Origin of the sequence: Ensifer sp. KUDG1, assembly GCF_050434285.1 — a bacterium.
In the GTDB taxonomy this organism is placed as follows: domain Bacteria; phylum Pseudomonadota; class Alphaproteobacteria; order Rhizobiales; family Rhizobiaceae; genus Ensifer.
On record NZ_JBNDIG010000018.1, the window covers coordinates 1 to 14,305 of the forward strand.

General features: G+C 53.9%; 11 protein-coding genes. 1 reads left to right on the top strand and 10 read right to left on the bottom strand.

Going from position 1 to position 14,305, the window contains the following annotated elements; translation table 11 throughout:
- Nucleotides 1-197: 197 nt before the first annotated feature.
- Nucleotides 198-542 carry an IS66 family insertion sequence element accessory protein TnpB gene (gene tnpB, locus M2267_RS29430; RefSeq protein WP_057249416.1) on the bottom strand — a complete coding sequence of 115 codons (345 nt, stop codon included), beginning with the start codon at nucleotides 540-542 and terminating at the stop codon, nucleotides 198-200.
- Nucleotides 539-898 (bottom strand): transposase, encoded by a 360-nt coding sequence (locus M2267_RS29435; protein ID WP_246806152.1) that lies wholly within the window; start codon nucleotides 896-898, stop codon nucleotides 539-541. Before M2267_RS29435 ends, tnpB begins: the two co-directional genes overlap by 4 nt.
- Nucleotides 899-1,114: 216 nt before the next feature.
- Between M2267_RS29435 and M2267_RS29440 the strand changes: the two genes are divergently transcribed.
- A complete protein-coding gene (locus tag M2267_RS29440) occupies nucleotides 1,115-1,207 on the top strand; it encodes a transposase (RefSeq protein ID WP_252160899.1) in 93 nt (30 codons plus the stop codon).
- Between the two features lie 41 nt (nucleotides 1,208-1,248).
- Here M2267_RS29440 and M2267_RS29445 read toward each other — a convergent pair whose 3' ends face one another.
- From M2267_RS29445 to M2267_RS29480, 8 genes are all read right to left on the bottom strand, one after another.
- Nucleotides 1,249-1,842, bottom strand: coding sequence for a class I SAM-dependent methyltransferase (locus tag M2267_RS29445; protein WP_338082504.1), 594 nt, complete (start codon nucleotides 1,840-1,842; stop codon nucleotides 1,249-1,251).
- A gap of 459 nt (nucleotides 1,843-2,301) precedes the next feature.
- The gene (locus M2267_RS29450; RefSeq protein ID WP_252160625.1) at nucleotides 2,302-2,934 is read right to left on the bottom strand and encodes an FkbM family methyltransferase; all 633 of its coding nucleotides are present in this window, start codon (nucleotides 2,932-2,934) and stop codon (nucleotides 2,302-2,304) included.
- Between the two features lie 91 nt (nucleotides 2,935-3,025).
- The gene (locus M2267_RS29455) at nucleotides 3,026-4,117 is read right to left on the bottom strand and encodes a glycosyltransferase WbsX family protein (RefSeq protein ID WP_252160626.1); all 1,092 of its coding nucleotides are present in this window, start codon (nucleotides 4,115-4,117) and stop codon (nucleotides 3,026-3,028) included.
- A 17-nt stretch (nucleotides 4,118-4,134) separates the two neighbouring features.
- The gene (locus tag M2267_RS29460) at nucleotides 4,135-8,574 is read right to left on the bottom strand and encodes a glycosyltransferase (protein ID WP_429119422.1); all 4,440 of its coding nucleotides are present in this window, start codon (nucleotides 8,572-8,574) and stop codon (nucleotides 4,135-4,137) included.
- 332 nt (nucleotides 8,575-8,906) lie between these two features.
- Nucleotides 8,907-10,025, bottom strand: a complete 1,119-nt coding sequence (locus M2267_RS29465) for a hypothetical protein (protein ID WP_429119423.1) — start codon at nucleotides 10,023-10,025, stop codon at nucleotides 8,907-8,909.
- A complete protein-coding gene (locus tag M2267_RS29470; RefSeq protein ID WP_429119424.1) occupies nucleotides 10,022-11,998 on the bottom strand; it encodes a glycosyltransferase family 2 protein in 1,977 nt (658 codons plus the stop codon). Before M2267_RS29470 ends, M2267_RS29465 begins: the two co-directional genes overlap by 4 nt.
- A 596-nt stretch (nucleotides 11,999-12,594) precedes the next feature.
- Nucleotides 12,595-13,407 carry a sterol desaturase family protein gene (locus M2267_RS29475; protein WP_429119425.1) on the bottom strand — a complete coding sequence of 271 codons (813 nt, stop codon included), beginning with the start codon at nucleotides 13,405-13,407 and terminating at the stop codon, nucleotides 12,595-12,597.
- Between the two features lie 80 nt (nucleotides 13,408-13,487).
- Nucleotides 13,488-14,285, bottom strand: coding sequence for a 3-methyl-2-oxobutanoate hydroxymethyltransferase (locus M2267_RS29480; RefSeq protein WP_252160631.1), 798 nt, complete (start codon nucleotides 14,283-14,285; stop codon nucleotides 13,488-13,490).
- Between the last annotated feature and the right edge of the window lie 20 nt (nucleotides 14,286-14,305).

The window sequence follows — 14,305 nt, forward strand, 5'->3', positions numbered from 1 at the left end:
TCCGGTAATTGATTGGAATGCTGTCCGGCTTCAGATCGGAACGCTGTCCGGATTTTGATCGGAATCCCGTCCGGTTAATTCCTGGAATCCGCAATCCGGGAGCTCGATCTCGGGTCGCGTCATGGGTCAGATCAGAGCATATTTTGCCGTGATCCGCCCGCGGTTTCAGGCACCTGATTCACTTCGCCGCAGTGGTTTTACCCAACAATCTCGGGAGGCTTGACGGGCGTCGACCGCACCCGCTTCCAGTCCATACCATCCACCAAAGCCAGAAGCTGGGCATGATTCAGCTGGACGCGGCTGTGGCCGATACGTGGCCAGCAGAACTGAGCTTTCTCTAGCCGTTTGGCATAAAGGCAGACGCCCGAGCCATCCCACCATACGATCTTGATCCGGTCCGCTCGTTTCGCCCGAAAGACATAGAGCGCTCCGTTGAACGGATCACTGCCAGCATCCCGCACCAGCGAAAGCAGGCTGTCCGGCCCCTTGCGGAAGTCGATCGGATGGCTGGCAAGGAAGACCTTCACGCCTGACGGGATCATGCCGAGCGTACCGCTCGGATAACGCGCTGCAAATGCGCTTCGTCGATCTCAGCACCGGCCCGGATTACAACGTCGCCGATGACCACCTCGACGACAGAGCTGACCCCGATCATCGATCTCTGTCCACTTTCAGCCGACGCCACATGGTCCGGCTCGCTCTCGTTCAGAAGGTCTCGCCGCCACCGGTAGAGTTGAGAGGGCGTAATGCCGATCCGTCGTGCGATCGCCGAGATATTCACTCCAGGCCGGCAAGCCTCCTCAACGGCCTCGACCTTAAATTCGTCAGACCAGAAACGTCGCAACTGGCGGGGAGAACCCTCAAGTCGATCCGTTACCGCCTCAATCATATGGATCATTCTAGGGCTAGCCGTAGGCGTAGACATAGATCCTCACAGTCAGAGAAATCAGATGCCTGCCATAGCGCGACGTCCATCACGCCTGCCAGATGGGGTCTCCTTGTCGCTTACGAAACTTCCATATGATCGAAGCCGTTCCGGAACGGCTCGAGGGTGCGCCGCGGCAGTTTCGGCGGCGCTGGTCGGATGAAATCAAGGAGCGGGCTGGCTGAGGCGATGGAGCCCGGTGCAAGCGTTTCGGCGATTGCGCATCGCATCGGCATACATCCGTCACAACTATTTGGCTGGCGTCGTGATGCTCGTGCCTGACTAGTATCCCGAACCGGAATCGATACGCACATCGTCTGACGTTATGAGTTCAGCGGTCTGCGAGCGAGAAACACTTCGGTGTATTCTCCCAAAATTCCATGCGTCGCATCGGCAAAGCGATACACACGGACATCGAATGGCTTCCACTCCGCTATCTTTTTATGGATATCGTAGCCATAATCGACCGTCACAAGTGCACCCTTGTCGCTGACAGGATTGCCGTGCCACTCCTCGGGCTTGAGGTGCGTGAGCGTTCCATCGTCGTTGAAGACGACACGCCGTTCGACGGCGTCAACCTGATTGTTGCGGACGGGCCACGTGCTGATCATGGCGCCGCCAGGTTTCAGGGTACGCCAAATTTCATTGATGCACGCCTCTGGATCCGGAATGTGTTCCAAAACGTCCAGCGAAATGAAAAGGTCGAATGCCCTATCCTCAAACGTGAGTTTCTGTAGATCCTCGTTTCTGAATTCGCGTTCGGTCGATCCCCGTGGAAGATCGGGATAGAACTGAGTTTGAACTAAGTGTCTCGCTTCACGGGCGAGCTTGACCGAAATCCCCCGGCTTATCGGAGACGATTCGTGAATCTGCAAATATCGCCAATGTGGAAATGTTTCCTCCAAGACGAGCGCCAAAGCACGCTCTCTGGGAACCGACCCATTAGGACATGTTGAGCAGATCAATCGGCCTCGAAACCACTCGCCGGACGCCTGGAATGATGCGTGCTTTTGGCATATAGGGCAGAAGCCCTCGTACTTCTTGAAAAAACCTGACAAAAATCCATGTCCTCTACCGGGTCCGCAGCGCACGTTATCTTGCACAAACACATGTTGCAAACTCTCGCTAGCATGTCCTGCTAATGCAGCGCCTAAACGAGATAAACTTCCCGGTTTCGGTAGAGATTTGAACAGATTCGGCTCTTATACCTACTACCCTTACTCTCTCGAGCGTAATCCATCTCAAACTGCAACTTCTATTGTTCGCCCCAATCCAGTGCCTGCGAGCCGCCTCCGTCGCCACTGATTTTCGCGCCATAGATAATGCCGCCTGCACTCTTGGTAGGTTGGGAACGACACCGCGACAACAAGTCGACATTAGACATTCCCGTAAATTCTTGAGCTCACAAAAACGACATTTGCACGCCGCAGAATGGGTGCCTTTGCAATCCACTCCATCGTTTGTTCAAATAAATGAAAAACACCAAAGCCGAATGGCTCGAGGAAGCCATTCACATCATCGTACAAAACATGGTATTTGTTGTATCTATTGAGACTAACCTCGCATTCTACGAAGTCGGTATTTTGGAGCATATGCGACGCCCCTCGCAATACCTCCAGGTCATGCCCTTCCGTATCAATTTTGAGATAGCTGATGCCGGAAATCTGGCGACCCGAACAAATATGATCAACCGTGCTCATCTGCACCACATGATCGCCCCGACGCCGATCGACTCTGTTCATCTCAGAGTTATCTCCGATCGTCATGTGAGCCGTCCCCTCTGACGCGCCGAGCGCTAAATTTAATATGGTCACTCCGCTACAATCTATGGTCTGCACACACGCAGCCTCATATGTTGACAACACTGGTTCGAACGCAAATATTCTCGCCGACGGGAGTTCCTCATGGAACTGTTTTGTTAGATTTCCGACGTTGGCTCCAACGTCGAAAACAACTTCAAATTTGTAGCCTGGCACATGTTTTCGGATTTTTGCAAAGGGCTCGTACATTGGGATCACATTCCAAGAGTGGGCATTAAGCACCCGCAACTCTTATACGAGGTATCTCCGCTGATAAAATAGCCTCCTAGATTTACCGAGTCTACAATTTAGACGGAGCTTGCAAAGAAATCCCTTGAGTAAGCGCCGAAAGGTATGCCGTACCCAAACTTTCCGTTGGCTCCAGCACGGCACCCTCGGCCCATTCATTCCAAGCATTAACGAACAGAAGCGGCGCATCAATACTGCCAGATTGGAACTTTTCGCGGCTCACATCGCTGGCCCTTCGGACCCAGGCTGCAAACTTTGCCGGCGTGCTACCAACAACGACATGCGCATTCTTCGACCTGCGCGGAGAGTTATCCCAATCAGGCGTCACTCCGGGATACATCCTTTCAAAACCGTCCACGCGCGTTAGCGCGGCCTCAACGATGGCGTCATAAGATTCGAAATAATCTTCGCGAGACGTATCGAAGGGGCTGACCGTTTCGACATCAATCAATTTGCGAGGGAGATTGCGAGGTAGACGATGCGGCGGGAACTGTACAACTGAATCGACGTCCCGCAACATTTCGAGTCTGAGACCAGGCGAGAAGACACATCCTATCGTCAGTTCCTGCCCAGTCCGAGACCAAACCGCCTGCCTAAGTTCTTCTAACCAAAGCTTACGGTCAGGGATCCGCTCAACCTGGTAGATGAGCACGAATGGCTTCTCCTTGATACGAATATACCGCGGATCCTTCGTCGCCTCGACAAGGTCGGCAATAAGCCCCTGTTTCGTGACGTCGTCGTATAATTGTTCGAGCAGCAAATCGTCAGACTTACCATCCCACGCTCGCGTCCAGCTTTCATTGGCCCAACAAAACATAAATGGAAAATCTGGGCGCCCTCCGTCTAAATACGAATGAAGTGGCCGCTCTAGAAGGCGCCGGCTTCCCATCCGATAGTAGTAAAAGCAAAAGCCGAAAACGCCGGCAGCACGGGCTAAGTCAGCTTGCTCCTCAAACACCTCCTGACTGCGGAGATCGTAAAAACCTAACGCACCGGGCAGACGTGGCTGGAAGTGTCCATCGAACAACGGTTTAGCTTTCACCACACTCCGCCATTCACTGAAACCCTGTCCCCAATTGATATCATTGATGGCGTTCGGATAGAACTGAGGAAGATAAAATGCAATTGGCTTAACATCTGTCATAATAAGAAACTCTACACTCAAGCTTTGGCCAAGTATTCTATAATCTGCCGCGCGCGCGTATCGAACGAATGATTTGATAACAGCTCAGCGCTCATTTCGCGTCTTTGCGATAGAGTTGGCGCCCACTCGTTAACACTCTCTGTCAAAACTTCCAGGTCTCGCCGACCAGAGTATGCTTTCACGTGTTCACCGAATATCTCCTGAACGCCCGCTATTTCATCTGTAATCGCCACTCCGCCGCAGGCAATCACATCAAACAATCTGTTCGAGATAATCCCTGCACGCGCCATGCTAGGCCAATGATCGTTCAAAACACACAGCGCTGATCTATACCAATGAGCAAGATTGGAATTGTCGATGTGCTTCCCACGAATATAGGACGCGTCGACAAAAAACTCCCAATCCTGCCCATAAATATCGAGCGGCAAGTTCATCTTCACGGAATCCAAAACGATTTGGCGTGGCTCGCGCCGCGAATTTCCGATGAACAAAAAGCGCTGTGAAATCGACGTCACAGTCCCTTCATCCAGGAATGAGAAGCGATGAGCATCTGTCGCCTGCGGAAGGATAGACGAGCTGACCCCATACCTTTGACGGACGTCCAGTCGCGATTTTTCCGAGCAAACAAAAACCCCGGACATGCCCTCAAGCTCGGACGCTCGCAGTTTATCGGGGTGACTTATAAGCCACAAAAAGTTAACGGCGCCCGGCACCGCCTTGACGTCCACAATCCCGCGCAAATGAAGCACGACATCTACGTCATGCGTAGGATAGTTCCAATGATCACGCAGACGCACCTCGCAACGATGTCCTAAGCACTCAAATGCGGTTTTCAAAGAGAGAGCGAAATGATAGTCTCCCCAAGCTTGGCTAGCTGGTCCAGCTGGCGCCGGGCACCGGATTTGAATCGACTTAGAACCGGAACGAGTGATGCGCAGATTGGCTGGCAGGGTAATAGGCGCCGCCTCAAGCAACCCATGGGACACATGATACTTCTGCGGCACAGCAGAAGGCTTCGTTCGGACCTTCGTGAACGAAATTTCGATACTGGGCAGCGGACCAATGTTTTGCATGAACCATTCTTGCTCGCGCGCCTGTGCAACACTCGTTCCGCACGTACTCCTCTCCCGTTCGGCGGTGAACCGCGAGCCAAGGTGCATCACTACCTTATGAGTATTTTGGCGCCACGACGCGACGACGAAACCTACAAGTCCATTGTTTAGGCAAAGATTCGAGCTAAAGCCATTCTGCCTCTCAAAGGCGCTCTTGCTTATCGCGACAGGAAAATGTCGTGCAGCAACGCCGAACGCATCTCCGACATTTCTATCGATAATCTGCATGCCGGCGATGGCCTGGAGACACGCCGAATCATGGGATACAGTAAACAGCCCTTCGACCGCCTTGCCCTCATTATCGACCACTAGGGGAAAGCAGACGTCAAATGAAGGGCTAAATGCCGTCATCAGTTTATCAATTTGATCCCCGTCATATCGCAGCCTACCATCCCAAAAAAACAATCTTTCGGAACATGCCAGTTTCGCGCCTAAGTTGGCCGCGGGAAAGAACATAAACGTTCGCCAAAGGTGGATCACCCTCAAGCCACGTACCGACATTGAAAGTTCCGCCAGAAGCGCGGTCATGGCGTCGGGCAAGGCATTGTTGATGATGATAAGCTCGTGCTCACCCTTCGACAAATGGCGCACAGCATCCCACACCTGTGTCGCAACCGAGTGATGTTCGCCAGGCTGTATAGACCAGATTATCGAGTATTTCGGCGGGCGCACCATTGTTTGACCGGTGACCTGGCGGGGGAGCGCCATCTGCTCAATTGATAATTTATAGAAATCTCCCACCAACTCAGTATTGGTAATTCTCTTTAGCTCACCGCTATCATCCACATAGTTGCAGCCAGGAAAGGCGACATAGTAAGATGGTGATTTTAGAGAGAGCCGCCTAATCAAGTCCCAGTCTACGCACCGCGCAAGTGATTCATCAAATCGGATTCCCTCGTCGACGAACCGACGGTGATGTCCGAACACGTTCATATCGATATAGTTTTCACGATCCATGGCGAGCACATCATACACATCGCCACGGTAATAGATTTGACCGCGGTCATTATAGACCCGCAGCGCCGCATGCGCAGCATCGACATTCTCAAGGATCATGGATTTTACCATAATCTCGAGGAAACACCGCTCCCAGTGATTATCCGTATCAAGGTAGAATATGTAGGTGCCAGTTGCCGCCTCCAGCCCCTTGTTTCTGGCCGCTGAAACGCCGGAATGCGCTTGTTCAACCAGTTTAACGCGGCTGTCCGAAACTGTAGCTAAGCGATCGATCGTACCGTCGGTCGATCCATCATCAATCACGATTAGCTCAAAATTGTCGTACGTTTGTCTCAAGACTGACGATACTGCCCGCAGAATCACGGACTGCCGATTTCTTGCAGGCATAATTACGCTGACCAACGGAAGGGGCCGCGCCTGTCCTTCTTTCTCGAATCGGCGCCGAACCTCTTGTTGCAGCTTGTTGGCAGCTGCAAGGTCAAAATATGGGTAGCTTCGGACTATCGTCTCATTCAGACGAAGCTTAGAAATTTGCAGCGGATCGAAATGCGTGACCGAATCTTCGAATTCATCAATCGAACGGCCTAATGCCTTAGCATAAGGAAAGCTAGCTTCCGATTGCCCACTGCCTACCTCGAATACTGTTCGCACGCCAAATGGTGACCTCTGGGCTCCCCCTTCAGGCTGATCGTGTAGCCACTCCCGCAGTTCGCTGGCACTTGCCCTATCACCCACAACAATCGCGGGATGGGGAGATGCGGCAAGGGGCGAATTCATGAACCGCCGAAACGGGTCCTCGTTTGGAGTAAGTTTGACTATCTTGTCGTACCAAAAAGGATCAAAGCGCTTATGAGGTCTTCGGCGCTCGCGATCGCCGCTGGAGAGAAAGTGCTTCAGCAAGTGCATTCCCGCCAAAGCGACATCCTTGTACATGAATAGGTAGTATCGGGTCGAAAAATACCTGCTCGGATCGCGCAATTTTGCTTCGCCTGAGGCTAAATAATCCAGCAACGGCCCTCGAATGTCCGAAACAATGTGGTATTTTACACGATACCAGGCGGGATCGAAAAGATAATTCGGTTTTAACCCGTCAATCTCACCTTCAACCAAATAGTGAAGAAGTAAGTTTTGCAAATTTTCTACAGAAACGCCTGCATAATTTTTGTAATAATCCAAATCTATAAGGGGACTATATACACTAGACAAAGACCGACGACTGCCCAAAAAAGAAAGATAACGGTTAAGTGAATTTGCGTCGTACTTCTGACCACATGACAGCACCTTGGAATTGCAAAACAGGTGGTGAGGAACGAGATCTCTCTCTTCTTTTTTGTCAAAAAAGACACATAGTGGCGTCTGATCCTGCTTTAAGGCAGAGCCAAACTTTGCAAAGAACAGCGTACTATCGAAGCCTGGGTTTGGTTCACGCCCGAAATGCCAACCGCCACTGACGTAGTCGATCCATGGATGCAAACGGCTGGGAAAATGGTACTTCGCACGATACCAATCCATCCAGAAACCAAGGTGCGGATCGGCGTCGACCACAGCCCCGAACTTTAGGAAAAAGTAGAAAGGATCAGATTCTGCGAGATGCTTCCTCTCGTCTCCTAGCAAACTAAGGCTTGCAATATAAAACTTGGCATCAAAAAGCGGGTGGGGATTACGGTTCTCTCTGCAGCCGGATCGAAGATAGTGCTCGAGTGGGTCGATGTTCGCTGCCTGTACGTCCGGGTACTGCCGAAGATAGTACTCGCGATCGAAATACCTCTCGACAATCTCCTGGCGACTCAGCTCTGCGAAATCAGCATGCCCCCGCCAAATCAAAGATGTCGCAATGAGTTCTGGCTCCTGCTCCAAAGCAATTGACTTGAGACCGGTTTCCGTTTGATCAATAGTTAACGCAATACGCGAGTAGACAGACTTCCGAGAGTCGTAAATGTCCTCAACTAGTTGCAAACCAGTATGCTCGAGCCACTCCGCGAAGGTCATTCGCAAAGTCATAACTAGAGTCGGACTAGCCGCATTGCCACTCAACTTCTGACCCAGGCCAGCCGCATCGGCAAAGACCCGCAACGAAACCATCCTCGACATTCCCGGCTCTGTCCGTCCACCTGACGTCAACCCTGAGACGAGTGCCGAGCGATTAAATTTCAGTTCAAAACCAAAATTACCGTCTGTATCTAGTGCTGCCGAGACGTCAGGGCGCTTGAGATTAGCCGAAACCTGTCCGAGCCCCACGCCATCAAGTTCAACCGAAAGTCGATCGATAGGCTTGCAATCGCCATCAGCAATCCACCCCCGAATGCCACTTGAAGTCAATTCATCAACAGACCCGCGATACGGCACTTCATTGATCGCTGTATTTAAGCTTAACGTATTATTATTCAAAATATACTTCTCGTCGAAAAAGCTTCATCGTGAGCTGTTAACCTTAGCATGTACTTTAGATAGCAGCTTCGATGCACGCCCGCAATGTCGTAAACAGTTGACCTTTCGATCTAAAATCATCCGATTACAATTCCGGATAGTTGTCACGGTCCCTCGCGCGCTAAACTGATTCCAATCGGTCGTCCAACAATGTCTAAATGAACCTCCTATTCATTTTCGGCGAAAGTGGTGAAGATGGAAACTGCCCGGCTACGCTCCGAAAGCCCCTCCCATACGGTGAAGCCATCGCATCGCTTCGAGCGAGGGCGCTCCGAGCGAAAAATCGCGCCTACTTAGAGCGTAAAATTGGACCCTTTGTCAGGTTTGAGCGACTCAAGGCCCGGAACAGCTGCCCATGCCAATTGCATGACAGCCTGGTGCGTGGCGGCAGCTACTGTTTCACGCAACTCCGAGTCGTCAACCAGCCTCAGAATAGTTTCACGCCACAAACTCGCGTTGTAGGGAAGTCGCAGCTCAGTGCCCTCATTGGAGCGACCGTATGCCGCCCCCTCGGAAAACACCGCAGCCGCTTGGTAGCGCGCTATGTCAATACGCTTGGTAGCCGCGCGGCAGTCATTTACTCGCGAAGGCGCCAGCGGTACTAGCATAATGTCAATTTTCTGGGTGTTCGCGTCCGCCAGGTATTCAATCCAAGCCATTGGTTCCCGGATCTCCACGCATTCGAGGCCTCGCCAAATTGATTTCGCACGCCGATCTGCAAACACCTCAAACCGAACCTGTGGTCTTTCGCGCAGAATCTCCGCAATCACGGGCCTGAGGAAATGGTGCTCCTCCAAGTGCACTCCGGTTGCATGATACCCAATCAAGATCTCCGAACCCGGCTGACTCTGTCTTTCACGATCGCTTCGCGCTGCCTGACTTAGCGCCAACGGCGGCGCTGGCGGCAGTACCACAGCCCTTGCACACGCCAGATTTGCTGCGAGGTTTGCCGTTGACGCCCAGACGATGTCTAGATGCCTATTCAGACGGCGAAGGGGCCAAAGAGCGCGATACCAAAGGAATAGCCGATAGAAGAAATCCGCATCATTGCCCGTCACAACAGCAGGTATGTCATCATCTACGAACAGTCCTACGCCGGCAAGGTGTTCTGCGTTGATCTCGATCCAACGCAGCACGGAAGGTGACGCGTAGCGGCACAGAATGACAAAGGTTCCTTCGGCTTCCAGCGCAGTTGTTTCACCACTACGGATGTCTACCACCTGATACGGCGGCATTTCTTGCGCCTCTAGGCGCGCGGCCAGATAGTAGTCGAAGGTCGGGTTCGGCATCCGACCGAAAACGATAATCCGCTTCACCAGCCGTCTTGGCCGGTTGGTGGCACCTTCCCGCAGCCGCGGCTGAGGTAGCCGCCGCTCGATCCAGCGCGCCAACCGTTCGCGCAAGCGGCTCAAGCACTCGACCTCGCAGCAAGAGTTCTCGGATGAGCTTCGAGAACGAATTCTTCGGCAATGAGCGAGAGGTTCGGATTGTAGTAAGGGTCTGCTTTCAAGGCATCACTCCAGCGCTCGTGCATGGCGCGCTCCTCCTCCGCGAAGCGCTTAAGCTTCTGCGGCGTGTCGTCGGCACCACGCGAGACGCTCTCTCTATGCAACATAGCCGCTGCCGGCGTCCAGATAATACGGAAGCCTGCTTCCCGGAGTTTCAGGCAGTAGTCCACATCGTTGAATGCGACCGTCAGATTTTGTTCGTCCATGCCGCGAAGGCGGTGCCACAGGTCCCTGCGCGTCAGCAAACAGGCCGCAGTGACAGCTGACATATCACGACGTTGGCGCAAAAGCCCCCTGTCGCTACCGTCCTTTGGATCGCGGAAGTGAAAGCTGTGTCGCGCGACTGTCCCCGCACCGAGCGTCACTCCGCCATGTTGAACGAAGCCATCGGGAAAAAGGAGCAAATTTCCGGCAGCTCCGACAGTGGGATCATCGAGCTCACCTGCTAGACACTCGAGCCAATGGCAATCAATAGGTTCCACGTCATTGTTCAGCAAAAGTATGAGGTCGTGCTGGGCTGAATCGACACCAATGTTACAGGCGCGAGAGAAATTAAAAGCTCCGGGAAGAGCTATCCGACGGATGAGCCCTGACTGCTGATACCGCGAGAACAGCGCCAACGTGGCTGGTTCGGTGCTTTCATTGTCAATGACGATGACATCAAGATCTGCAGGGGCGGTGTTTTCGAACAGTCCCTTAAGGCAAGCCTCAAGCAGCTCAGCCCTGTCCCGCGTCGGAATAATTATACTGACCGCTGGCCGCTCGCGCCTCGGCTGAACCTCGGCGTGGGTCGGGGATGAATAGCACGATTGCCCACGGTGCAGTAGCACCCGTGGCAAATGCAAAATATCGCCTGTCCGCGCCTGCGCAACTGCGAGCGCAATCTCTGCACTGGAGGCACTTTCCACAGCAACGCCTCTCGGTATGTGGACCACGCGAAAAACCGCACCCTCCAATGGAAGCCAGCCCGAGCGCACGAGTGGCGCGTTCCAAGCGGGCTTGAAGAAGGGGGCAAAGCGCTCACCTCGAGCGCTAATACGGTCTTCGTCAGAATAACATATCGCAACATCTTCAGAGAGGGCGAATGGCTCAACCAATCTCTCGAGTGCGCGCTCAGCAAGGCGCACGCCGCCCGGAAGCCGTATCCAGAGTGTGTCTTTATCCGCCTTGTTGAATTCAATCAGCTTCGCGACATCCGCCGAAGTGGCTTCCTGAAAGCACCGCCAAGACTGGGCATTCAACGAATCTCTGGTTTCTGCGACGCCGAGCGCGTCACCGCCATCAATAGAAACAAGTACCCGCAGGCTCCTTTGGGAGACTTGTCCATCCATGCGAGCTTCATTCTTCTCGGCGAGTGCTTGGGCTTCTATCCAATCGCTGTAGTCAGGAGCGGAGAGCGCATCGCATTGCCGAACGAACCGAAACGCTGCACCCTTCTTATTGCCGGCGAGGAAAAGACGAATGATTTGAAAGAAGATTAGGGTTCGTCGACATGCGATCAGAACAGCCAGCTCAATTAAGCATAAGCGCCGAATCCTTATCTCCGGCTCGACAGTAGATAGGTGGTTCGCGGTTTCTGGATCAATGGCCAACGCAATGGCATCCAACTGCACCGGTGTCCAACCGTAGAAGCGTCCGCGACCGGTGCTATCAATCAGGAAGGAGCGAAGAACGGTGGACGGCGTCCGATCACGTCGCTTGAAAAGAAGCTGTGGGCGGCGTCCAAACCGGTGGTCGGGATCGTGCACAGAAACGACAATTGGCCGATCAGCGTAAAGGCTCGCGGCCCCTACAAGCGCGACATGACACTCGCCTTCGTCAACCTCTCTCATTATGTTCCAATCAAACGGTCGCCACCACATTTCAGATGAAGCCATTACAAGAATGTCGACGCGAAGCAACTACATGCGCGTGAGGAAGGACCTTCCATGTCTGTTCGACGCGTCATCGTCGAGACATATTTCCCGCCGAACAGCTCTATCCAGGCACTCTGCATCCGCTTCACCTAAGAGACAAAGGCGCCATCAGCGTGTCGTGTGGCCATTAATAAGACGCGGAGTTACTTACGTGAGCGAGAAATTATCCTGGTTTTCATTCGCACCTAACGCTAGGCGCCAGACAGGGGTAGAATAATGAGATTGGTAAGATTCACTTTGGTCGGAGACAACAACGCTCCCGTGTACGTGAATCCCGACCACGTCGTATCAGTGACGCCATTTGCCAAGTACACGTCGATCTTGACCACATGCCAAAGCTCGGATGCTAAAGAAGCGCGAATCAACGTGAGAGAGGCACTCGATGCGGTGGTGAGCAACCTTGTTACATAACCTCCAAAAGTACGCGGGCTTCTCATGAAGGAGCCCGCGTACTAACTGTAGCTCAAGGATCCACGATCCAGTCCGTAACTTGTCGGCAAGAACGCTTAGTGAAATCGTTGATCCGTCACCAGTGCTAGTTGGCGTTTAACCAAAAACTAGTCGGCCACACGCCGTTCCGCGATGTCTTTCCCGGCTAACGATCGTCGCAAATTGAGCGCTGGCGCCTCACCTTCGAAAATCTCCACCCTCTGATCATAGTTCGGCGCGACGGTCCCCATCACGCGGTCCCAGAACGAGAAATAGTTCGCGTAGTTGTACTTGAACTCGGCGTGGTGCTGGTCGTGATAGGTCGTGCAAAGCATCGGCGAGGGATAGCGCGCGGTGCGTGAGGCGAAGTATTCGAAGCCGGCATGGCCGAAGGTGCCGTTGATCTGGTCGAAGAGGCGGTGCGCCAGAAGGATGATCGGCGGAAACGGCACGAGGAACGTGATCACGGCGTAGTAGCCTTGGCTCATGGCGGTATCCACCAAGCCGATCGAATCGTTGCTCCAGGCCGTCGGCGCGACACTGCGGTGATGCAGGAGATGGTACTTATAGAAGAGTTTGGTGTGCAGCAGCCGATGGGCGAAATAGAACCAGGCGTCGAAGAGGATCATGCAGAGCACGAAGAGGGGGACGGCCGTCCACCAGCTGAAGTCCCAGGGCGAAAACAGGGTCCATCCCTTGTACTGGACGAAAAGGCCGATCGCGACCGACGTGCAGGTCACGAGGATCGAGGCCATGCTCTGGCGGATCTCGATGGCCTTGCGCTTCTCGCCGCGCCGCCCCTTCTGAATGCGGCGCTCGGGGTTGCGGTCGTTGAGCCAGGTGATGCCGTAGCCGAGGATGAAGTACAGCGCCACCGTCGCTGCATAAATCACCGCCAGCAAGCAGACAAAGGTGAGACTGTCCTGAAGAAGGGCGCTCAAATCGTAATCCGTCGCGGAAAGAAAGTTGAATTGGCGCGTGGACTATACCAAGCACCCTCTCCCGCGCAAGTCATACGGCTCTAGGCGCGCTCGATGTCGGCCAGAAACGCGCGCAGTTCAGCTCCGTCAATGCCGACGAGGTGCCCCTCTTGCGGGTAGCTGCCCGAGTGCACATCCTCGGCAAACTCCGAGAACGCGGCGATCCGTTCGCGCTGAAGCCGGTCGTATTCGGCGGCAAAGTTGCGATAAGTCTTGGCGTGGCGCGGCACGTGGCCGCGATTGCTTCCGAGCACGTCGGCGGCAAACAGGTATTGGGCGTCGCAACCTGACCCCGCTCCCATCGAAAGCATCAGCATCGAGGTTCTGGCACTGATCGCCCCAGCGACATCTCCCGGAACGACCTCGATTTCTGCCGCGAAGGCGCCGGCCTCCTCAAGCGCCTTGACCTGTCGCCAGATTTCCAGAGCGCTTTGCGCGGTCTTGCCGACCGCGCGGAAACCGCCGGTCCAGGTGGCCTTGGAGGGAATGAGGCCGACATGGCCGCAGACGGGAATGCCCTCCTCGCGCATACGCCGGACGGTGGAGAGCCCTGCAGCACAATAGACAGCGTCACCGCCGGCCTTCAACGCCTCGAAGGCTGCACGCATGTACTCTTCCGCCGTAACGTAGTCGCCATATTCGAGGCCCGGAAAGGCAAAGCAGGTCGGCGCAACCTCCCGAAACTCCGGCCCTAAAAGCGTCGGGGGAACGGAAACGAGATCGATGCCGGCGGTTTCGGCCGCTTCGGCCTCATCCAGCGTTTCGACGCGCAGCATGGTGAGCTGGCGCTTGCCTTTCATCGACAAGAGATCGGCAACGGTCGGACGGTGGCTTTTCATGAGACGGCTCCGGAAATCAT